The sequence below is a fragment of the Sphaerisporangium corydalis genome, from assembly GCF_025506355.1.
GTDB lineage: Bacteria > Actinomycetota > Actinomycetes > Streptosporangiales > Streptosporangiaceae > Sphaerisporangium > Sphaerisporangium corydalis.
Genome location: NZ_JANZYP010000027.1, coordinates 12,944 through 32,578, shown reverse-complemented (window position 1 = coordinate 32,578; position 19,635 = coordinate 12,944). Strand labels below are relative to the sequence as shown.

Here is a 19,635-nt window from a genome sequence, read left to right as displayed (position 1 = left end):
ATCCGGACAGCACTGATAAGTCTCCAGAAAGGTCAGTGACCGGAATGTCCCCGCACTGTATCGCCGAGAAACGGCCGAAGCCGTATGCGGTGCTCAGCAGCACCCCGTCGGATTCGCATACCTGGAATCTTTTGTTCGTTCAAATGCTGATGGAGGAGAACGGCTGGTCGGTCACCAATCTCGGCGCCTGCGTGCCCGTCGCGATGCTCATGGACGAGTCGCTGCGCCGCGTCCCCGACATGATCGTGCTCAGCACGGTGAACGGGCACGGCGCACAGGAGGCCCGGCAGGTGATCGCGGCGCTGCGCGCCCAGCCGTCGCTGGCCCGGGTGCCGGTCGCCCTCGGCGGCAAGCTCTGCGTCAGCGAGGACCGGGAACGCGCCGTCGTGGACGAGCTGGTCGCCGCCGGCTTCGACGCGGTGCTGGTCGGCGACACCGCCGTCCCGGTGTTCCGTTCCCTGCTGACCAGGGCCGCGGCCATGCCGGGACGGCACGCGGGGCGGCGGGCATGACACCGGCGGCGCCCGAAGGGACGTTCCACGCGTTCATGGAGCGCGCCCGGCGGACGGGGACGCTGGTGGTCCAGCCGCGCATGGGGTTCGGCACCGCCGCGCAAATGCGCGCCGGGCTGATCGCCACCAAGGACGCCGGCCCCGGCACCGTGGGGACGGTGACGCTCGACAGCTTCACCCGCGTCGGCGACTTCGCCTCCGCCGGGCGCGCGCTGCGCGCCGGGGACGAGCTCAACGGCTACCCGATCGTGACACTGGGCCCCCAGGTCACCCGCGACATGCTCGACGGCGTCCGCGACGCCGATTTCCCCGTGCAGGTGCGTCACGGCTCCGCCTCGCCCGGCCCGATCTTCGCGGCCCTCATGGCCGCCGGGCTGGACGCCACCGAGGGCGGTCCGATCTCCTACTGCCTGCCCTACAGCAGGACGCCCGTCAACCGCTCGGTCCACGCCTGGCGGGAGGTCGCCCAGCGGTTCGCCTCCCTGGCGGAGACCGGCACCGTGCCGCACCTGGAGAGCTTCGGCGGGTGCATGCTCGGCCAGTTGTGCCCGCCCTCGCTGCTGATCGCGATCAGCGTCCTGGAGGGCATGTTCTTCGCCCAGCAGGGCATCACGAGCGTCTCGCTGAGCTACGCCCAGCAGACGCACGCCGGCCAGGACGAGGAGGCCGTGCGGGCGCTGCACGACATCGCGGCCGACCTGCTGCCGTCGGTGTCCTGGCACGTGGTCATCTACGCCTACATGGGCCGGTACCCGGCCACGCGAACCGGGGCGCTGAGCCTGCTCTCGGCCTCCGCACGGCTGGCCAGGCGCAGCGGCGCGGCCCGCCTGATCGTGAAGACCGCCTCCGAGGCCAGCCAGATCCCGTCCATCGCCGAGAACGTGACGGCCCTGCGGGTCGCCGCGCGGGCCGGCCGGGCGAGCGGGCCGAGCCTCGGCGCGCCCCCGTCGACCGGCATCGAGGCGGAGGCGCGTTCGATCATCGGGCGGGTGCTCGACCTGCACGCCGACCTCGGCAGGGCGCTCACGTCCGCCTTCGCCCTGGGCTACCTGGACGTCCCGTACTGCCTGCACCCGGACAACGCCGGACGTACCCGCAGCTACATCGCCGACGACGGCCGCCTGCAGTGGGCGGCGACCGGCGCGCTGCCGATCACCGGCACGGGCGGCCGGCCGAAGGCGGGCGGGCTCACCTCCGCCGAACTGCTGCACGCCCTGTCCTACGTCAGAGATCGCTACGACACCGGTGCTTTCGCCCACCAGTAAGGGAGGTTCACCATGACCACACAGCAGGACTTCCGCGCCATGCCCACTCCGGCGGAGCGCGCGGTGGCCGACGTGCCCGGTCCCCGGGAACATCTGACGTCGCCGAGGACCCAGGCGGTGCTCAAGATCCAGCAGGCGCTGGTGGCAGGGGCGCGCGAGCTGATGGCGGCGGAGGGCGCCGTCGAGCTGTTCCAGCCGCTCATCGGCCCGGTCACCGACCCGGGGGCACGCGGCGCCAAGCAGGTGGACGTCGACTACTACGGCCACCAGTACAAGCTGATGGCCAGCGCCATCCTGTACAAGCAGACCTCACTGGTGGCGTTCGACAAGGTGTTCTTCATCGCGCCGAACGTGCGCCTGGAGCCCCTGGAGACCAGCTCCACCCACCGGCACCTGGCCGAGTTCCACCAGATCGACGTCGAGTTCGCCTGCGCGTCGCGCGACGACGCGATCGCCCTGGCCGAGCGGGTGGTCCGCCAGGCGGTGCGCAAGGCGCTGGCCACCCAGGAGGACGCGCTGCGCCTGATCGGCCGCGACACCGCCAAGCTGTCGGCGTTCGTCGAGCAGCCCTTCGAGGTGCTGACCCACGCCGAGGTGCTCGACCGGCTCGGCCACCCGCACGACCCGGGCACCGAGATCGGCTGGCAGGCCGAGGAGTTCATCTCCGGCCGCGCCGAGGCGCCGTTCTTCATCGTCGACTACCCGAAGGGCTCGCGCGGGTTCTACGACAAGGAGGACCCCGAGCGCCCGTCCACGCTGATGAGCTTCGACCTGATCGCGCCGGAGTCCTGCGGGGAGATCTGCAGCGGCGGCGAGCGCGAGTCGGACTACGTCAAGATCGTCACCCGGATGCGGGAGACCGGCGAGAACCCCGCGAAGTACGGCTGGTACCTGGACGTCGTGCGGGAGGGCATCCCGGGCAGCGCCGGCTTCGGCATCGGCCTGGAGCGGCTGACCCGCTGGGTGGCCGGGCTGGACTCGGTCTGGCAGGCCAGCGCCTACCCGAAGGTGCCCGGGGTGGTGTCGCCGTGAGCGCGCTGCGGGCTCCGGGGTTCCCCGAGCAGGACGTACGGCGGCGGGCCCGTGAGGGCGGCGCCGCGGTGTTCCCGGCCGCCGGACAGTACGGCGAGTCGGTCTTCGGCGCGGACGCCACGGCTCCCCGGGACGAGATCGACGCCTGCCGCCTGGTGCCGCCGGTGTCCATGCCCCGGCGGCTGGAGAAGCTGATCGAGCTGGCACGGGAGCCGCTGTACTCGGACGTGTCGCTGGAGTCGTCGTTCGGCGGGTTCGACGCGCCGTTCCCGCTCTATCTCAGCGCGCTGGGGTCGACGCGGGTGGCCGCCGCCGGGTGCGCCCTGGCCCGGCAGGCCGGCCGGATCGGCCTGCCGATGGTGATCGGCGAGAACGTGGCCCCGGTGGGCGGGTTCCGGTCCAGCGGGAAGCACCTGGCCCTGCTGGAGCGGATCGGCGCCTACACCGAGGCGGCGCAGGGGGCCACCGGAGGGGTCGTCGTCCAGCAGAGCACCGAGGACGCCAACGCCGAGGTCTGGAACCACGTCTACACCGACCCCTCGGTGCGCGGGCTGATGGACTCGGGGCGGCTGGCCTTCGAGCTGAAGGTCGGCCAGGGCGCCAAGCCGGGTCTCGGCGGCCTGACCATGGTCGACGAGGAGACCTCGCGGCGGCTCGGCGGCCAGTACGCCATGGAACGCCTCCAGGCCGGCGGGCAGGTGCTGCGCTGCGGCAGCCCCGGGACGTTCACCGACGAGATCCTGCGCCAGCAGGTCCACCTGATGCGCAACAACTATCCCCGGGCCCGCTGCTGGGTCAAGCTGCCGCCGGCGCGCGACGTGGCCGCGGCCGCGGCCGTGGCGTGGCGGGCGGGCGCCGACGCGGTCACCGTCGACGGCGCCGAAGGGGGCACGGGGTGGGCGCCGGGCGTCTTCCTGGACCACGTGGGGTTGCCGCTCGGTGAGTGCCTGCGGCGGATCGGTGTGCCCGAGGGCACGCTGCTCGCCAGCGGGCGCGTGTACGACGGCGCGCGCGCGGTCAAGGTGCTGGCACTGGGCGCCCGGGCCGTCGGCTTCGGCCGGGCGGCGCTGGTCGCCGTCGACGAGGACCCCGAGAACGGGCTGGTCCGGTTCGTGGAGTCCCTCGCCCTGGAGATGCGGCTGCTGATCAGCGCCCTCGGCAAGTACGCCGCCGGCGAACCGGGCCCTGAGGATCTGTGGAGCCCTCGGGAGTCCCCCGGCGCGGTGGCCCGTGACGGGGTCACCGGCGAGCCGCCGATCCGCCATGACAAGCGAGAGGTCTTCGCGTGATCTACGCCAACGCATATGACGCCGTCATGGACGACGTGTTCGTGACCCTGCCCTACCTGTCACGGCGCGCCGACGTCTACCTGAAGATCGAGGGGTTCAACCCGGCCGGCTCGATCAAGCTGAAGACCGCCATCGGGCTGATCGAGGACGCCGAACGCGGCGGAAGCGTGTCGGTGGGCGTCCCGGTGATCGAGTCGTCGTCGGGGAACCTCGGCATCGCGCTGAGCTCCATCTGCGCGGCCAAGGGGTACCCGTTCACCTGCGTGGTCGACCCGAACACCTCCGGCTCGGCCGTCGCGCACATGCGGGCGCTGGGCGCCGAGGTGGTGACCGTGCGGGAGACCGACGCCAACGGCGGCTACCTGAGCTCGCGCATCGCCTACGTCCGTGAGCGGATCCGGGCGCAGCCCGAGATGGTGTGGCTCAACCAGTACGCCAACCCCGCCAACCCCCGGGCGCACTACGAGCGCACGGCCAGGAGCCTGCTCGCCGGGCTGCGCCACATCGACTACCTGTTCGTGGGCACCGGCTCGACGGGGACCTTCGTCGGCTGCGCGCGCTACCTGCGCGAGCACTCGCCGCACACCCGCGTCATCGCGGTGGACTCGCAGGGATCGGTGACGTTCGGCGCCGAGCCGGGCCGGCGCTGGATCCCCGGGCTCGGTGCCAGCCGCCGCCCCGAGCTGTGCCGGCCGGAGCTGGCGCACGAGATCGTCCACGTGGCGGAGGAGGACGCGATCCGCGAGTGCCGCCGCGTGGCCCGCAACACCGGGCTGCTGGTCGGCGGCTCGACCGGGTCGGTGCTCGCGGCCATCGCGGCACGAGAGGAGGACTTCCGCGACCGGCCGCGCGTCGCGGCCATCGCGCCCGACCTCGGCGACCGCTACCTGAAGACCGTGTACGACGACGACTGGGTGACCGCCCGGTTCGGCGGCGTGGCCACCGCCGAGGAGATCGGACTGGTGGGCGCCCCGGCGGGCGGGTGAGGCGCACGGCGCGGAGCCGTGCGCCCCTGCCCGGCGCGACGCCCGGGAACGGTCACCATTGGTGATCGTTCCCGGGTCCGCGCCGGACGGGGACGCACGGCTCCGGGATGACGCCGGCTCAGGGCTCCGCCGGTCTCAGAGCTCCGCCAGGGCTCAGGGCTCCGCCAGGGCTCAGGGCTCCGCCAGGGCTCAGGGCTCGGCCGGGTGTCAGAGCTCGGCCGGGTCGATGAGCCTCTTGGCGATGGCCACGACGCCGAGCTGAAAGCGGCTGCGCGTCCCGAGGCGTTCGGCCAGCCGGTCCGACAGCCGCCGCACGGTGCGCAGGGACACCTCCATCCGGCGGGCGGCCGAGGCGTCGGTGTGCCCCTGGGCCCACAGCTTCAGGATGTGCACCTCCTGCGACGACAGCGCGTCGCCGCGGCGCGGCCGGCAGTCGCCCAGCGGCTCGGCCTCGGCCCACAGCTTGGAGAACAGCGTGACGAACGAGTCGACGACGGCGTCACAGCTCACGGTGAGCGCACCGGCGATCCCGGTGAGGTTGCCGACCGAGACCACCGCGTGGCGCCGGTCGAAGATCCGCACCCGGGCGGGCAGCGTCGGCAGGGTGCGCACGTCGGCGCCCGCCCCGATCTCCCACCGCAGGTAGGCCAGGGTCGGCTTGTCGTTGCGCGCGCTGTCCAGGACGATCGACCGCGACGGGACGCCGCGCTCCAGGATGTCCTCGTCGATCGTGCGGGCGCTGTCGAGGGTCCTGGTCAGCGGCTGGCCGGCGAGGCGGAGCGACAGGTACTCCTCCCGGCAGTCGGCGGCCAGCCGGGCCGTGCGGTCCCGCACCGCGTGGCCGCCGATGACCCATTCCACACCGGCGCCGTCCTGGGCGTTGCGCTGGCCGCAGGAGGTCAGCAGGCGGGCGACGGTCAGCCGGCTGTCCTCCACCTGCTGCTGGTGCCGGGCCAGCTCGGCCTGCTGCCGCGCCAGCAGGGCGGCCAGGCCGACCTCCGGCTCGATCGCCGTCCACCCCTCGCACCCGTCCTCGCGCGTGATCAGTTCCAGGCGGGCGAGGTGCTCCAGGGCGAACCGGACGGTCACCTCGCTGATCGCCATGAGCTCGGCGAGCTTCTCGGTGCTCGTGCCGGGGTTCTCCACGATGGTCTGGTAGGCCGTCTCGGCGGTCGTGTCGAGTTCGAGGCCGTGCCGCCAGTCGTGCGACCGCGTGGTGTACGGCTCGGGCATCGCGCCGAACTGCTCGGGGGTGAAGGGCTCGGTCCTCGTGGTGAACGGCTCGTGTCTCGTGCGACGTACCGACATTTCAGGCAGCGCGACCATTCTTGGTGCCTTTCTCTTGCTCTGCGGTCGTAAGAGCACTTTCGGTGGAGATATCGATCGTCGGCGCCACCCGGCCCATCTGGGACCACTCGGGCCGCAGCCCGGGCACGACGATGGCGACCAGGTAGAGGCCGCCGACGACCAGCAGGGCGCCGTTCAGCCCCGCCAGCGCGAGGACGAGCGCCGCGAACGGGCCGCCGAAGGGGATGCCGGCCCAGGCCAGCGCGCTGGTGAGCGTCCTGACCCGCCCGAGCAGCCGCGCGGGGATCCGCTCGTAGCTCACGGCGCCGATGATCGGGTTGACGAATCCGGAGCCGAGGCCGCCGACGGCGAAGACCGCGAGCACGACCCACAGCGGGAAGCCCAGGGCCATGACGATGAAGCGCGGGATCCCGCCGACCACGAAGCCGACCATGTACACGATGTGGCGGGGCAGCCGGTCGGCGAGCGTGGCGGCCAGGAGCGCGGCCAGGATGGAGGTGCCCGCGAAGACGCTGACCACCAGGCCGACCGTCTCGGCCCCGTGCCCGGACTCCAGCGCCCACACCGGCAGCAGGACCGCCATGAAGGCCTGGTCGAGCAGGTTGGTGGCGACCAGCATGCCGACGATGGCGCGCAGCAGGCCGTCCTGGCGGAGGAACGCGGCGCCCTGCCGGAGCTGGGCGACGTAGCCGCCCGTCTCCGTCGTGGTGGCCGCGGCGGGGTCGGGCGCGGGGTCGGCGAGTGTGGCGGTGGTGACGACGGCCGCCAGGCCGAACAGGGCCGCCGCCAGCCAGAGTGCCTGGGCGCCGCCGAACGCGGCCACCAGCACGCCGGCGATCCCGGGCCCGGCCACCGTGGCGGTGCGTTCCACCGCGGCGATGAGCCCGGTGCCGCGTTCGATGGGCGCGCGGGCCGCCCGGGTGACCGAGGGGACGAAGACGGATTTGGCGGCGATGGCGGGGCCGTCCGCGGCGCCCACCACGGCCATGAGCACCATCAGCGCCCACAGGTGCAACCCGCCGGCCACGAACAGCAGGGGCGCGACCACCATCGCGGCCATCGACACCAGGTCGCCGGTGATGGCGACGCGCCGGGGCCCGATGCGGTCGATGAGCGGGCCGGCCAGCGCCTGCGCTATCACGAAGGGGGTGATCTGGCAGAAGGCCACCAGACCGGTCATGGCGGGGCTCCCGGTGGTGGTGAGCACCAGCCACGGGACCGCGATGGACAGCAGGCGGTTCGCCGAAAGGGCGGCGAAGTCCGCGCCCAGCACACCGATGAGGCCGCGCAACGAGCGTCTACCGGCCAGGCCGATCTTCCTGCCGTCGCCATCGTCCATGGGATGTCTCCTCAGATAGTCGGGGTGTCGCGATCCGACCATCGCCCGCCGGGACGGGCGCCCGCCAGGGAAGGACCGGCACCGCACGGCCGCCGCTCCTGTCGCGCGTTCTTCTCTGCCGCCGCACCCCGTGCGGCGCGCACAGTTGGCTGACCGCCGCACACCGGGCGGCCGACACAGAAGGGAACAGCCGATGGACGACTACGTGGATGAGGGCGCCTACCGCGTCGTGCGCAACGACGAGGAGCAGTACTCGGTCTGGCCGGCCGAGCGGGAACTCCCGCCCGGCTGGCAGGCCGAGGGCACCCAGGGATCCCAGCCCGAGTGCCTCGACTACATCGGGGTGATCTGGAATGACATGCGGCCGGCCAGCATGCGCCGATACATGGACCGCACCATCTGCGACGAACGATGCTGATCCTCGGCAACGCGGACGTCCGGCACGTACTGGACGGCAAGGACTTCGAGGTGCTCAACGCGGTCCGGCACGCGTACCTGGAGCACGCCCGCGGCGAGACGGCCGTACCCGAGTCGGTGTTCCTGCGCTTCCCCCACAGCGCCCGCGACCGCATCATCGCCCTGCCCGCGTACCTGGGCGGCGGGGAGCCGGTCGCCGGAGTGAAGTGGATCGCGTCGTTCCCGGGGAACCTGGCGGCGGGGATGGACCGCGCGTCGGCGGCGATCATCCTGAACTCGACGGACACCGGCCACCCGCTGTGCGTGATGGAGGGCTCGGTGATCTCCGCGCGGCGCACCGCCGCGAGCGCGGCCCTCGCGTCGGCGACCCTGCAGGGCGCCGAGCCCGCCGACGGGGTGTCGCTGATCGGGTGCGGCGTCATCAACGCCGAGATCCTGCGGTTCCTCACGGTGGTGCACCCGGAGCTTCGCCAGGTCACCGTGTTCGACCTCGATCCTGGCCGGGCCGAGGCGTTCGCGCGGCGCTGCTCGGCCGAGCTGGGGGTGACGGCGTCGGTCGCCGGCCACCCCGACGACGCGCTCGCCGCGCACCCGCTGGTCAGCCTCGCGACCACGGCCACGGTCCCGCACGCCGACCTTCGCGCCTGCCGCCCCGGGACGCTCGTCCTGCACGTCTCGTTGCGGGACGTGACGATCGGCGGGGTGCTGGACGCGGTGAACATCGTGGACGACCGCGACCACGTCCTGCGCGCCGCGACCTCCGCGCACCTGGCCGAGCAGCACGTCGGTCACCGCGGGTTCATCCAGGCCACCATCGGCGAACTGCTGCTCGACGGCGGCGACCACGGCCGCGATCCCCGGCGGGTGACGCTGTTCTCCCCGTTCGGGCTCGGCGTGCTGGACCTCGCGGTCGCGGACATGGTGCTGCGCGCCGCCCGCCGGGACGGGCTCGGCGTCGACCTGCCGGACTTCCTGCCCGTACGCGCGCCGGCCGGGCACACCGGTTAGACCAGTCCCCTCCGCACCGCGCACGCCACCGCATGCGCCCGGTTGCGCACCTGCAACCGGGCCGTGAGGTCGTAGATGACGTTCTTGACGGTGTGCTCCGAGCAGCACAGCACCTGGGCGATGGCCGCGTTCCCGAGCCCGTCCGCCATCAGGGCGAGCACCGCCTTCTGCCGGACCGTCAGCGACGGGGCCGTTCGCGGCGGCGGCGTCGGGGCAGGGCCGCCGAGCAGCCGGACCAGAACCTCGTGCGGCAGGCGGCCGTCGCCTCGGTGCGCCGAGCGCACCGCCGCGCCCAGCCGTGCCGGGGTCGCGTCGGCGGACAGCAGCATGGTGCGCACCCCGGCCCGCACGGCCCGCAGCACGCCGGGAGGAGAGAAGGTGTCGGCGAACAGCAGCAGCGCGTGCCCGGGCCCGGCGGCCTCCGAGCACGCCTCCAGCGCCTCGTCCACCGTGGCCGCCGCGCCGATCACGACCGTGTCAGGGGACCCGTCGGGCCTCTCCGCCCGGGGGAACCCGCAGGGCCCGAGCAGCGTCAGCACCCTGCTCCGCACCGCGCCGCACGCGCTGACGTGCACGCGGGGACGCTCCGGCCCGCCGGTCACGACAGCCCCGTCCGCAGGCTCCCGGCCGGTCACGACGACCACGTCCGCAGGCTCCGGGCCGGTCACGACGGCCCCGTCCGGACGCTCCGGGCCGGCGGTCACAGCAGCCCCGTCCGGAGCGCGTACGCCACCGCGTGCGCGCGGTTGCGCAGCCGGAAGCGGTGGGTGATGTCGTGCACCACGCCGACGACGGTGCGGGAGGAGTAGGACAGTTCCCGCGCGATCTCCTCGGTCTCGCGGCCGTCGGCGATCAGCGTCAGCACGGCCAGTTCCCGCTCGTCCAGGCCCGCGCCCGGCCACGACCCGCGCGGGGAGCCCGCGCCGGCCTCGTCGTCCACCAGGCAGGCGAGCATGTCGGGTGGGACGGTGCAGTCGCCGCAGGCCGCGGCGAGCACCGCGCGCGCCAGGTGGCCCGCGTCGGCCTCGCACCGGCGCACCAGGCCGCGTGCGCCCGCCGCGATCGCGTGCAACGCCTGTGAGGGGTCGAAGTCGCCGGCGACGAGCACCACCCCCGGCCGGCCGGGCAGTTCGCGCCGGGCGCGCACCAGGTCGAACACCTGGTCCTCGATTCGGTCGACGACAACCACGGTGACGTCCGCCGCCTCGGGCGGCGGCACCACGGCGACGTCGGGACAGCCGAGCAACGCGCTCGTGGCGCCCGCTTCCAACATCGGGTCTAACGCGACGACGTTGACCCGGACCGGGTCGCCCATCGGACCTCCTCGGTGGGACATGAGGCTTCTTCCACCCCTAACATCCGCCAGGACCGGCCCCGGTCGCATGGGGTGCCGTCCCCCAGATTCGCCGCGCACCCCCCTGCCTGCCGCGTCACCCTCCCTGCCCGGCGCGCGTCGCCTCGCCGCACCCATATACGGCCCGGCCACCGGCCGCCTACGTACCCGGCGCCCCCGGAGCGGGTAGCCGGGACACAAACATGGGTGCCTTCTACCCATCTCCGGGAGACGGCGCTGTGACAGCGTTCCAGGTATGACGCAACCAGCCGCACGAGGCGAGAGCACCGCCGCCGGGCTGCCGGGCACCGACTGGTGGACCCGGGCCCTGGCGCGGGAGGAGCGACCGGAGACCGCCGCGCACGGCGACACCGCCGCCCGCCCGGCCTGGTGCGACTTCGTGGAGCGGGCCGTCACCATGACCATGCCGCCCGCCGGGCCGACCGGCACCGACGCCTGGCACGAGGCGTTCGCGGTCCCCTTCCGCCCCCTGCTGGCCCTGGTGCGCGACCGGCTGGCCGAGGCCGCACGGCGACATCTGTCCGCCGACGCCGACAGCGCCCGCGCCGTCGCCGAGACGTTCACCGGCGTCCTGGCCGGGCGGCTGGCGCGCATCGCCCTGTACACCCTGATGGCCGAGCTGGGCACGGCGCGCGCCGGCGGCCTGCTGGCCGGCGCCGACGACCGGGAGCGCTTCGCCGACTTCCTGCGCCGCCAGTGCACGCCCGGCGGGCTCGCCGCGCTCTTCACGCGGTACCCGGTGCTGGCCAGGCAACTGGGCATGGCCGCCATGTCGGCCGCCGACGCGGGCGCCGAGCTGCTGGCCCGCCTCGGCGCCGACCGCGCCGAGCTGGTGGCGTCCCTGCTCGGCGGCGCCGACCCCGGACCGGTCATGGCGATCGAGCCCGGTCTCGGCGACCCGCACGAGCGGGGCCGCTCGGTCGGCCTGGTCCGCTTCGCCGACGGGCGCACCATCGTCTACAAGCCGCGCCCCCTCGCCGCGCACGCGCGCTTCAACGAGGTCGTCGCCTGGCTCAACCGGCGGCTCCCCGGCTGCGACCTGCGCACCGCCCGGGTGGTCACCCGGCAGGGGTACGGGTGGATGGAGTTCGTCCAGGCCGGGCCACTTGACCGGCCCGAGGACGCGCGGCGGTTCTACCGGCGCGCGGGCGTGCTGCTCGCCGCCCTGCACGCGGTGCACGCGACCGACATGCACTGCGAGAACGTCATCGCGTGCGCCGACCAGCCGGTCCTGATCGACGTGGAGACCGTCTTCCACCCCGACCTGCCCCTGCCGGACACCATCACGATCGCCGACCCCGCCGCCCACGCGCTGGCCACGTCGGTGCAGCGCACCGGGCTGCTGCCGTACGTCACCGTCGGCGAGAACGGCCTGCTCGACCAGTCGGGCCTGGGCGGCGACCCGGGCGCGACCTGCCCGGAAGGCGCCCTGGACTGGGAGCCGCCGGCCAGTGCCGCGGCGCGCCTGGTCCGGCGGCCGGTCCCCTACGCCGGCGCCGCCAACCGCCCCCGCTTCGACGGGCGGGTACTCGAACCGGCCGACCACCAGGCCGACGTGCTGGAGGGTTTCCGGCTCGGGTACGACGCGGTCGTGCGGCGCCGGGCCGAGTTCGCCCGCCTGGTGGAGTCCTTCTCCGAGGTGGAGACCCGCGTCGTGGTCCGGCCGAGCTGCGGGTACGCGAACCTGCTGGCCGAGTCCACCCACCCTGACCTGCAGCGGGACGCGCTCGACCGGGACGCGGCCCTGGACGTGCTGGACGAGGCCTCGGCCGGCCACCCCCTGTGGCGGCGGCTGGCCCCCTACGAGCGCGCCGAGATGTGGGCCGGCGACATCCCGCTGATCACCGGCCGGCCGGCGTCCAGGGACCTGTGGACCTGCGGGGGCGCGCACCTGCCGGACGCGCTGGAGCGCTCGGGCCTGGAGTGCGCCCTGGAGAAGATCGCGGCGATGGGCGAGATCGACCGGGGCGAGCAGGAATGGGTGATCCGCGCGAGCCTGGCCGCCCGCCGGCCGGCCGGCGGTCACCACAGCACCCGCCCGGCCGTGGCGCGCACCCCCGCCGGCGCCGAGCCCGGCCGGCTGCTCGCCGCCGCCGCCGGGCTGGCCGACGAGATCCTCGCGCGCAGCAAGGTCATGCGGGGCGAGGACGACCGGGGCCGGATCAACTGGCTCGGGCTGCAACTGGTCGACGACCAGCGCTGGATGGTGCTCCCGATGGGCGCCAGCCTGGCGGACGGCTACCTCGGCGTGGCACTGTTCCTGGCCCAGCTCACCCGGCTGACCGGCATCGCGCGCTACGGCCAGGCGGCGCGCCGCGCCGTGACCCCGATCCCCCAGTTGCTCGCCACGCTCGCCGACCGGCCCGACCTGCTCAGCGCGGTCGCCTGCGGCAGCAGCGCCGGGCTCGGCGGCATGAGCTACGCCCTGGCCCGGCTGGCCACCCTGCTCGACGACGGCGAACTGCGTGACTGGGCCGAGACGAGCGTGGAGCTGGCGAACCGCACGACCGGCCTGGACGGGCCGCCCGAGCCGCCCGGATGGGCGGACGGCACCGCCGGGTGCCTGGCCGCGATGGGCGCGGTGCACCGTGAGATCGGTTCCGGGACGGCCGCGAGGCTGGCCGTCACGTGCGCCGACCGGCTCGCCGACCTGGTCGAGCGGACCACCGGGCACTCCGTCCCCGACGAGGAGGAGATCCCGGCGGGCTTCGCCGCCGGGGCCGCCGGGATCGGCTGGGCGCTCACCCGGTTCGCCATGCACGCGCCCGACTCGCGCCACTCCCTCGCGGGCCGGCGCGCGCTGCGGCGGGCGGGCGAGCAGATCGTCCCGGGCGGGCCCCAGGGACACGGCTGGTGCCGCGGGACCGCGGGCCTGCTCATGGCGCGCGCCTGCCTGGCGAACGACACCGCGGGCGACACCGGCGCGGCGCTGCTCTCGCTGGCCGAGCGCCCGATGCTCGGCGATCTGAGCCTGTGCCACGGCGAGCTCGGCATCGCCGACGCGCTCCTCGTCCTCGCGGCCATCGAGCCGGGCCAGGGCGCCGCGCCGACCCTGCACCGCCGCGCGGACCTGGTCCTCGACGCGGTGCACCGGCATGGACCGACGTGCGCCACGCCCGGCGGGATCGCCACACCCGGATTGCTGCACGGGCTCGCGGGCATCGGATACGGGCTGCTTCGACTCGGGTTCCCGAAGAAGGTCCCTTCGGTCCTGCTTCTTGAACCCACACCTTGACCGGCCCGGCCGGTGCGGCGCCCTCACCCTGAGGACCGGCACCGGCCAGGAGACCACCACCGACCTGCGTAACGGCGAATACGACAGAAGGGCGAAGAAAATGGGCTTCGAACTGGCAAGGACGCTTACCAACCGCACCGACGACCGCGACGAGACCCGGCGTCCCGCCTCCTCGGCGAGCGGAAAGACGAGCCGGCAGGGCGTGCAGTTCGGCCTTCGGGTGGCCGTGCTCGCCGGCGTCATCGCCACGACGGGCGGAACCACGACGGGGCTCGGCAGCGCGATCAACAGCCTGGCCGGCCCGGCGGACACCACCTGCTGCGGCGGCGAGACGTCCATCAGCAGGATCGTGTGACACCAGCGGCGAAGCGGCACGGGCTGGCACTTTGGCCGGCCCTCGGTCCGCCGGAATGAGCGTCGCGGCGCGGCACCCGGTTTCTCCGTGAACCCCCTTGGGCACGGGTCACCGCCGGGTGCCGTTTTGATTCCTGACAGACCGCGTAAATCCATATAATTTGGCTATTAACGTCAAATGACCCTGTTCCCCGTATCGGCCGTGGTGTGCCGGGACGAAGAGCTCCGCATGATCGACCACGCGCTGGCCGGCGCACGGTCCGGGCGGGGCGGCGCGCTGTTCGTGATCGGCGAGGGCGGGATCGGTAAGTCACGCCTGTCCACCGCGGCGGCCGACCTCGGGCTCGCGGCCGACATGCGCATGCTCCGCGGCAGGGCCAGCCCGATCGGGCCGATGGCGCCGTTCCGGTTGCTGACCGAGGCGCTGATGTCCCTGCAACGGTCCGGCACCCCCATCGACGTCGCGCAACTGGGCCCCTACCGCCCGGTCCTCGCCAGGCTGGTGCCCGACTGGGGCACCCCGGCGCCCGCGCACGACGGCGGCTCCCTGGTCATCCTCGCCGAGGCGGTGCTGCGGCTGACCGCGCTCGCCGGGCGGGAACGCGGCTGCCTGATGATCCTTGACGACCTGCAGAACTCCGACGCCGAGAGCCTGGCCGTGGTCGACTACCTCGTCGAGAACCTCGCCGGGCAGCCCGCGGTGCTGCTCGGCGCGGCCTCCACCGAGCCGTGCCCCGCCCTCGAACTGGCCCGCTCGGCCGCCCAGCGCGGCTCCGCCGGGCTGCTCGAACTGCGCAGGCTCGACCGCGACGAGGTCCGCCGCCTGACCGCGGGCTACCTGGACTGCGACCCACCGCAGGTCCCCGACGAGCTGGCCGAGCAGTTATGGGCCGACAGCGGCGGCATCCCGCTGATGGTCGAGGAGATGCTCGGCGAAATGCTGCGCGGCGGGCTCGTGGCACGGGAACGCGACGGCGGGCGCTGGCGGGTCACCGGCAGGCCGCACACCAAGGTGACCGGCTCGCTCACCCGCACCATGGCGGCACGGCTCGACAAGCTCGGCCCGCAGGGACGTGACCTGCTCACGGTGGCCGCCGTCCTCGGCCCGCGCTTCCCGGTGTCGGTCCTGCAGGCGGCCACCGGCCTCGGGTACCGCGAGCTGCTGCGGCAGCTGCACACCGAGCTGACCGCCGAGTTCGTCGCCCCCGACGAGGAGACCCCCGACTGGTACGCCTTCCAGCACCCGCTCGTCGTCGAGGCGCTGCTCAGCCTGCTGACCCCCGACGAACGCGAGGTGCTCGCCCGGCGCGCCGCCGACGCGGTGCTGACCGTGTTCCCCGACCTGCCCGACGAGTGGTGCCAGACCTCGGCCACCCTGCGGCTGCAGGCGGGCGAACCCGCCGCCGCCGGCCGGCTGTTCGCGGAGGCCGGCCGCAGGGCGCTGGCCCAGGGCGCGGCGAACACGGCGGTCAGCCTGCTGGAGAAGGCCATGGACCTGCTCGGGCACGGCACCGACGTGCAGGCCCGGGCCGACGCGCTCTCCGCGCTGCTCCTCGCGCTCGCCGAGGCCGGGCAGGTGGAGCGGGCCGTCACCGCGGCCGGCCAGCTCGACGAGTTCGCCGGCCTGCTCAGCCGCAGCTCCCGCGCCGAGCTGCACACCCGCCTGGCCTGGGCCGCCGCGGTGGGGGGCCGGTCCGCCGACGGCCTGGCCCAGGTGGAGATCGCCCGCCGGCTCCTCGGCCCGGACGCCGCCGACCGGGACACCGCGCCGATCGACGTCGTCGCCGCGCACCTCGTCCTCGACCTGCCGGGCCCGGACCAGGTGCGGCTGGCAGAACAGCTCGCGCGGCGCGCGGCCGAGGTCGCCGAGAAGGCGCGGCTGCCCATGGTCGCCTGCCAGGCGTGGCAGTTACTGGGAGCGCTGAAGCGCCCGCGCGACCCGCAGGAGGCGACCGCGTGCCTGGAACACGCGCGCGGTCTCGCCGTGCGGTACGACCTGCCGATCGAGGAGATCCACACCCTGATCCGCCTCGGCAACGACGAGGCGCTGCGCGACGGCGCCATCGGCCGGCTCGAACACGTCCGGCGGGAGGCGTCCCGCGTCGGCGCCATCACGGCCCGCTTCCAGGCCGAGACCTGCCTGTCCTTCCAGGCGATCCTGCGCGCCGACTTCGCCGCCGCCGGGGAGCTCCTCGACCAGGTCCTGGAGTCGGCCTCCCGGCTGCGGCTGCTGGAGGCCGCCCGGTACGCGCTGCTGCAACGGGCCATCCTCGCCGCCCACCAGGGCCGGCGGCAGGAGATGGAGACCGCCTTCACCGAACTCCGCCGCCAGGTGCCCGAGCACGCCCAGCTCACCCCGCGCGCGCACGGCCTGGCCCGCGCGTGGTGCGCGCTGCTGGAGGAGGACCGGGCCCTGGCCATGGCCGAGCAGGCCCGCGCGCTGGCCGCCGAGGACGAGAACCCGACGGTCTACCCGCTCACCGGCCGCTACGGCCTGGATCTGCTGCTGCGGTCACTGGCCGGGGAGCTGGACTGGGCCGAATACCAGACGGTCGTCGCGGCGCCGGCCACCCGCCTGCGCTGGGACCGGCAGTTCGCCCTGTTCGCCGGCGCCGTGCTGCACGGCCGGGCGGGACGCGGCCCCGACGCCGCCAACGCCGTCGAGGAGGCGGTCCAGCACGGCAAGCTGTTCGCCACCGGCCGCAACATCGGGCTGCGCCTGGTCGCCGAGGCCGCGATCACCGACGGCTGGGGCACCCCGGCCGAATGGCTGCGCCACTCCGAGGAGTACTTCCACTCCGGCGGCGTGCCCGCCGTCGCCGGCGCCTGCCGCGCGCTGATGCGCCGGGCCGGCGTCCGCGTCACCCAGCGCCGCCCCGGGGTCGACAACATCCCCTCCCCGCTGCGCGCCGCCGGCGTCACCGCGCGCGAGTACGAGGTCCTGCAACTGCTCGCCCGGCGCCTGGGAAACCGGGAGATCGCCATGCGCCTGCACCTGTCGCCCCGCACCGTCGAGAAACACGTCGCCTCCCTCCTCACCAAATCCGGCCTCCCCAACCGCACCGCCCTCAGCGAACTGGCCGAAACCACCCTCACCCCCTGAGCCCGTGGCCCGTCCTATCGGATGATCGCCTCCAGGTTGGCCCGCATCACCTTGGTGATCGGGTGGTCCCCGCCCAGCACCCGCTCACTGTCGGCCAGGGTCCGCCGCAGCAGGCTGACGGCCCGCCCCAGTTCACCGGCCGCCTGGTAGGCGCTGGCGAGGTTGTTGCGCGCGGTCAGGGTGTCGGGGTGGTCCCCGCCCAGCACCCGCTCGCTGTCGGCCAGGGTCCGCCGCAGCAGCGGGACGGCCCGGCCCAGGTCCCCCGCCGCCTGGTAGGCGTGGGCCAGGTTGTTCCGTGAGGTCAGGGTGTCGGGATGGTCGCCGCCCAGCACCCGTTCCCGATCGGCCAGGGTGCGCTCGTACAGAGTGATCGCCCGGCCGAGGTCGCCCGCCGTCTCGTAGGCGCCGGCCAGGTTGTTGCGGGAGCCGAGGGTGATGGGATGGTCGCCACCCAGCACGCGCTCACTGTCGGCCAGGGCGCGCTTCGACAGCGGGACGGCGCGGCCGAGGTCCCCGGCCGCACGGTAGGCGCTGGCCAGGTTGTTGCGCGCGGTCAGGGTGGAGGGGTGGTCGCCGCCCAGCACCCGTTCACTGTCGGCCAGAGTGCGCTCGTGCAGCGGGATGGCCAGGGCGAGGTTCCCGGCCGCACGGTGGGCGTAGGCCAGGTTGTTGCGCGAGCTCAGGGTGATGGGGTGCTCGCCGCCCAGCACCCGTTCACTGTCGGCCAGGGTGCGCTTCAGCAGCGGGACGGCCCGGCCGAGGTCCCCGGCCGCACGGTACGCGCTCGCCAGGTTGTTGCGCGCGGCCAACGTGGAGGGGTGGTCGCCGCCCAGCACCCGCTCGCTGCCGGTCAGAGTGCGCTCGTACAGGGGGATGGCCCGGCCCAGGTCGCCCGCCGCCTGATAGGCGCCGGCCAGGTTGTTGCGCGAGGTCAGGGTGGCGGGGTGGTCGCCGCCGAGGGTCTGCCGGTTCGCGTCGTGGGCACGGTCGTGGAAGCCGATCGCGCGGGCGGGGGCGCCCTGGTCGTACAGGAACAGCCCGGTCCGATCGAGCAGGCCGGCGGTCGCGGGGGTGTCGGTCGCGGCGGGCGCATGGTCGGCCAGGGCGGTGATGTGCGCCAGCAGCGTCCTCCAGGTGGGCCAGCCGGCCGGATCCTCGAAGGAGGTTGCCGCGAGGCCGTCACTGAGCAGCCGGGTGGCCTGGTGGAGGGCGGTGCGGACATCGGCCTCCCCGCGATGGGGGTCGCCGGGGTCAGGGGTACGGGCGACGGCCTGGACCAGGCGGTGCACGGTGACCGTGCGGCCGTCCAGCGTGATCATGTTGTAGGCGGCCAGGCCGCCCAGCGCCTGGAGCAACCGCGGGGGCTCGGCGATCGGGTCCAGCAGCGAGCGAGGGATCTTCTCGGGGGCGTACCAGGCCAGGACCCGCAGCAGGTGCCCCGCCAGCGGGTCGCCGGCGAGCCGGTCGAGGGTGAGCCGCCAGATCCGGGCGATGGTCCGCTCGGCGGCCGACCCGCGCGCGGCCTGGTCGTACATGACGGCCGGATGCTCGGCCAGCAGCCTGAGATAAGCGCGCGGGGACAACCGGTTCTGGTGCAGGTAGGCGCCCGCCTGCTCGATCGCCAGCGGCAGGCACCCCAGCTCCCCGACCAGCTCGGCCGCCCCGTCCAGGTCGGCCTCGGGCCGGTGGTGGGTGGCGACCGCGGTGAGCAGGTCGATCGCCTGCCCTTCTGGCAGGACCTCCAGGCGCAGCACCGAGGCGCCCGCGCGGTGCCACCCTTCACCGAGCCGGCTGGTGACCAGCACCCGCCCGGCCAGGGTCCGATCCAGCACCGGTGCCGCGTCGGCGGGGTCGGTGACGTTGTCGAGCACCAGCAGCCACCCCTCGTGGCAGCCCAGCCAGGCCAGCGCCCGCTGTGCCAGGGCCTCCAGCGGCACCGCCGCCGCCAGCTCCGGCTGCAGCTCGGCCGCCAGGGCGGCCAGCCCCGCCTCGATGGAGGACGCCGAGTCGGCCGCGATCCACCACACCGGGTTGAACATCCGGGCACGGGTGGCGGCGTAGCGGGCGGCCAGAGTGGACTTGCCGATCCCGCCCAGCCCGTGCACGGCCGCCACCACCACCGGCCGCGGGCCTTCCAGCGCCCGTTCCAGGCCGGCCAGCTCACCGTCCCTGCCGACGAACACCTGCGAGTGCCAGGGCACGTTCCGCGACCCCGGCCGCGCGGTGACCTGGTCGACCGGCCGCGAGGCCTGGTCGGGCAGCACCGACTGGTTGACGATCTGGTCACGGCCCGCCTGGTACACCCGGCTCTGCCCGAAGGCCGCGCCGTCCATGTGGACGGACCCGCCGGGCCGCCGGTCCCCCGCGCCCGGGTCCTCCGGTGGGGTGCTCACCGCTCGTCACTGCCCTGGTCGCGCCCGGCCTGACATGCCC

15 protein-coding genes are annotated in these 19,635 nt (G+C 74.2%); 10 read left to right on the top strand and 5 right to left on the bottom strand.

Translation table 11 applies throughout. From position 1 onward, the window contains the following. The first annotated feature begins 44 nt into the window (after nucleotides 1–44). Genes NYZ98_RS19625 through sbnA form a run of 5 tightly spaced genes read left to right on the top strand, consistent with a single transcriptional unit; the run spans nucleotide 45 to nucleotide 5,084 of the window. Complete coding sequence (locus tag NYZ98_RS19625; RefSeq protein ID WP_262844276.1) at nucleotides 45–512, top strand: cobalamin B12-binding domain-containing protein; 468 nt, start codon at nucleotides 45–47, stop codon at nucleotides 510–512. Beyond that, complete coding sequence (locus NYZ98_RS19620) at nucleotides 509–1,777, top strand: methylaspartate mutase (RefSeq protein WP_262844275.1); 1,269 nt, start codon at nucleotides 509–511, stop codon at nucleotides 1,775–1,777. The genes NYZ98_RS19625 and NYZ98_RS19620 overlap by 4 nt, the downstream gene beginning before the upstream one ends. 12 nt (nucleotides 1,778–1,789) lie before the next feature. Further along, complete coding sequence (locus NYZ98_RS19615) at nucleotides 1,790–2,809, top strand: asparagine synthetase A (protein WP_262844274.1); 1,020 nt, start codon at nucleotides 1,790–1,792, stop codon at nucleotides 2,807–2,809. After that, complete coding sequence (locus tag NYZ98_RS19610; protein WP_262844273.1) at nucleotides 2,806–4,098, top strand: glutamate synthase-related protein; 1,293 nt, start codon at nucleotides 2,806–2,808, stop codon at nucleotides 4,096–4,098. Before NYZ98_RS19615 ends, NYZ98_RS19610 begins: the two co-directional genes overlap by 4 nt. Next, nucleotides 4,095–5,084 (top strand): 2,3-diaminopropionate biosynthesis protein SbnA, encoded by a 990-nt coding sequence (gene sbnA, locus NYZ98_RS19605; protein WP_262844272.1) that lies wholly within the window; start codon nucleotides 4,095–4,097, stop codon nucleotides 5,082–5,084. The genes NYZ98_RS19610 and sbnA overlap by 4 nt, the downstream gene beginning before the upstream one ends. Before the next feature lie 207 nt (nucleotides 5,085–5,291). Here the strand turns inward: sbnA and NYZ98_RS19600 are convergent, their stop codons facing one another. Both NYZ98_RS19600 and NYZ98_RS19595 read right to left on the bottom strand, forming a co-directional pair. Beyond that, the gene (locus tag NYZ98_RS19600; protein WP_262844271.1) at nucleotides 5,292–6,392 is read right to left on the bottom strand and encodes a helix-turn-helix domain-containing protein; all 1,101 of its coding nucleotides are present in this window, start codon (nucleotides 6,390–6,392) and stop codon (nucleotides 5,292–5,294) included. 1 nt (nucleotide 6,393) lies between these two features. Next, nucleotides 6,394–7,731: an MFS transporter gene (locus tag NYZ98_RS19595; protein ID WP_262844270.1), complete on the bottom strand. Its 1,338-nt coding sequence runs from the start codon at nucleotides 7,729–7,731 to the stop codon at nucleotides 6,394–6,396. A 193-nt stretch (nucleotides 7,732–7,924) separates the two neighbouring features. Between NYZ98_RS19595 and NYZ98_RS19590 the strand changes: the two genes are divergently transcribed. Together NYZ98_RS19590 and sbnB are read left to right on the top strand one after the other, a co-directional pair. Further along, the gene (locus tag NYZ98_RS19590) at nucleotides 7,925–8,149 is read left to right on the top strand and encodes an MbtH family protein (protein ID WP_262844269.1); all 225 of its coding nucleotides are present in this window, start codon (nucleotides 7,925–7,927) and stop codon (nucleotides 8,147–8,149) included. Next, the gene (gene sbnB, locus NYZ98_RS19585) at nucleotides 8,143–9,156 is read left to right on the top strand and encodes a 2,3-diaminopropionate biosynthesis protein SbnB (protein ID WP_262844268.1); all 1,014 of its coding nucleotides are present in this window, start codon (nucleotides 8,143–8,145) and stop codon (nucleotides 9,154–9,156) included. Before NYZ98_RS19590 ends, sbnB begins: the two co-directional genes overlap by 7 nt. Here the strand turns inward: sbnB and NYZ98_RS19580 are convergent. After that, nucleotides 9,153–9,860, bottom strand: a complete 708-nt coding sequence (locus tag NYZ98_RS19580) for a helix-turn-helix transcriptional regulator (protein WP_262844267.1) — start codon at nucleotides 9,858–9,860, stop codon at nucleotides 9,153–9,155. The genes sbnB and NYZ98_RS19580 overlap by 4 nt on opposite strands. Next, complete coding sequence (locus tag NYZ98_RS19575) at nucleotides 9,857–10,471, bottom strand: helix-turn-helix transcriptional regulator (RefSeq protein ID WP_262844266.1); 615 nt, start codon at nucleotides 10,469–10,471, stop codon at nucleotides 9,857–9,859. The genes NYZ98_RS19580 and NYZ98_RS19575 overlap by 4 nt, the downstream gene beginning before the upstream one ends. A 274-nt stretch (nucleotides 10,472–10,745) precedes the next feature. On the opposite strand from NYZ98_RS19575, the gene NYZ98_RS19570 reads away from it, so the two are divergent. From NYZ98_RS19570 to NYZ98_RS19560, 3 genes are all read left to right on the top strand, one after another. Continuing rightward, on the top strand, nucleotides 10,746–13,745 hold the full coding sequence (locus NYZ98_RS19570; RefSeq protein WP_262844265.1) for a type 2 lanthipeptide synthetase LanM family protein: 3,000 nt from the start codon (nucleotides 10,746–10,748) through the stop codon (nucleotides 13,743–13,745). Then, entirely contained in the window at nucleotides 13,729–14,100 is a 372-nt protein-coding gene (locus NYZ98_RS19565; RefSeq protein ID WP_262844264.1) for a hypothetical protein, read from the top strand. Before NYZ98_RS19570 ends, NYZ98_RS19565 begins: the two co-directional genes overlap by 17 nt. A gap of 177 nt (nucleotides 14,101–14,277) precedes the next feature. Further along, nucleotides 14,278–17,202, top strand: coding sequence for an ATP-binding protein (locus NYZ98_RS19560; protein ID WP_262844263.1), 2,925 nt, complete (start codon nucleotides 14,278–14,280; stop codon nucleotides 17,200–17,202). A gap of 14 nt (nucleotides 17,203–17,216) precedes the next feature. Here NYZ98_RS19560 and fxsT read toward each other — a convergent pair whose 3' ends face one another. Next, nucleotides 17,217–19,595, bottom strand: coding sequence for an FxSxx-COOH system tetratricopeptide repeat protein (gene fxsT, locus NYZ98_RS19555; RefSeq protein WP_262844262.1), 2,379 nt, complete (start codon nucleotides 19,593–19,595; stop codon nucleotides 17,217–17,219). Nucleotides 19,596–19,635 lie beyond the last annotated feature (40 nt).

Bases quoted from the DNA above. Each gene is read 5' to 3' on its own strand.
- NYZ98_RS19560 (WP_262844263.1), top strand. From the start codon at position 14,278: ATGACCCTGTTCCCCGTATCGGCCGTGGTGTGCCGGGACGAAGAGCTC.
- NYZ98_RS19615 (WP_262844274.1), top strand. From the start codon at position 1,790: ATGACCACACAGCAGGACTTCCGCGCCATGCCCACTCCGGCGGAGCGC.
- NYZ98_RS19600 (WP_262844271.1), bottom strand. From the start codon at position 6,392: ATGTCGGTACGTCGCACGAGACACGAGCCGTTCACCACGAGGACCGAG.
- NYZ98_RS19625 (WP_262844276.1), top strand. From the start codon at position 45: ATGTCCCCGCACTGTATCGCCGAGAAACGGCCGAAGCCGTATGCGGTG.
- NYZ98_RS19590 (WP_262844269.1), top strand. From the start codon at position 7,925: ATGGACGACTACGTGGATGAGGGCGCCTACCGCGTCGTGCGCAACGAC.
- sbnB (WP_262844268.1), top strand. From the start codon at position 8,143: ATGCTGATCCTCGGCAACGCGGACGTCCGGCACGTACTGGACGGCAAG.
- NYZ98_RS19620 (WP_262844275.1), top strand. From the start codon at position 509: ATGACACCGGCGGCGCCCGAAGGGACGTTCCACGCGTTCATGGAGCGC.
- NYZ98_RS19575 (WP_262844266.1), bottom strand. From the start codon at position 10,471: ATGGGCGACCCGGTCCGGGTCAACGTCGTCGCGTTAGACCCGATGTTG.
- NYZ98_RS19570 (WP_262844265.1), top strand. From the start codon at position 10,746: ATGACGCAACCAGCCGCACGAGGCGAGAGCACCGCCGCCGGGCTGCCG.
- NYZ98_RS19595 (WP_262844270.1), bottom strand. From the start codon at position 7,731: ATGGACGATGGCGACGGCAGGAAGATCGGCCTGGCCGGTAGACGCTCG.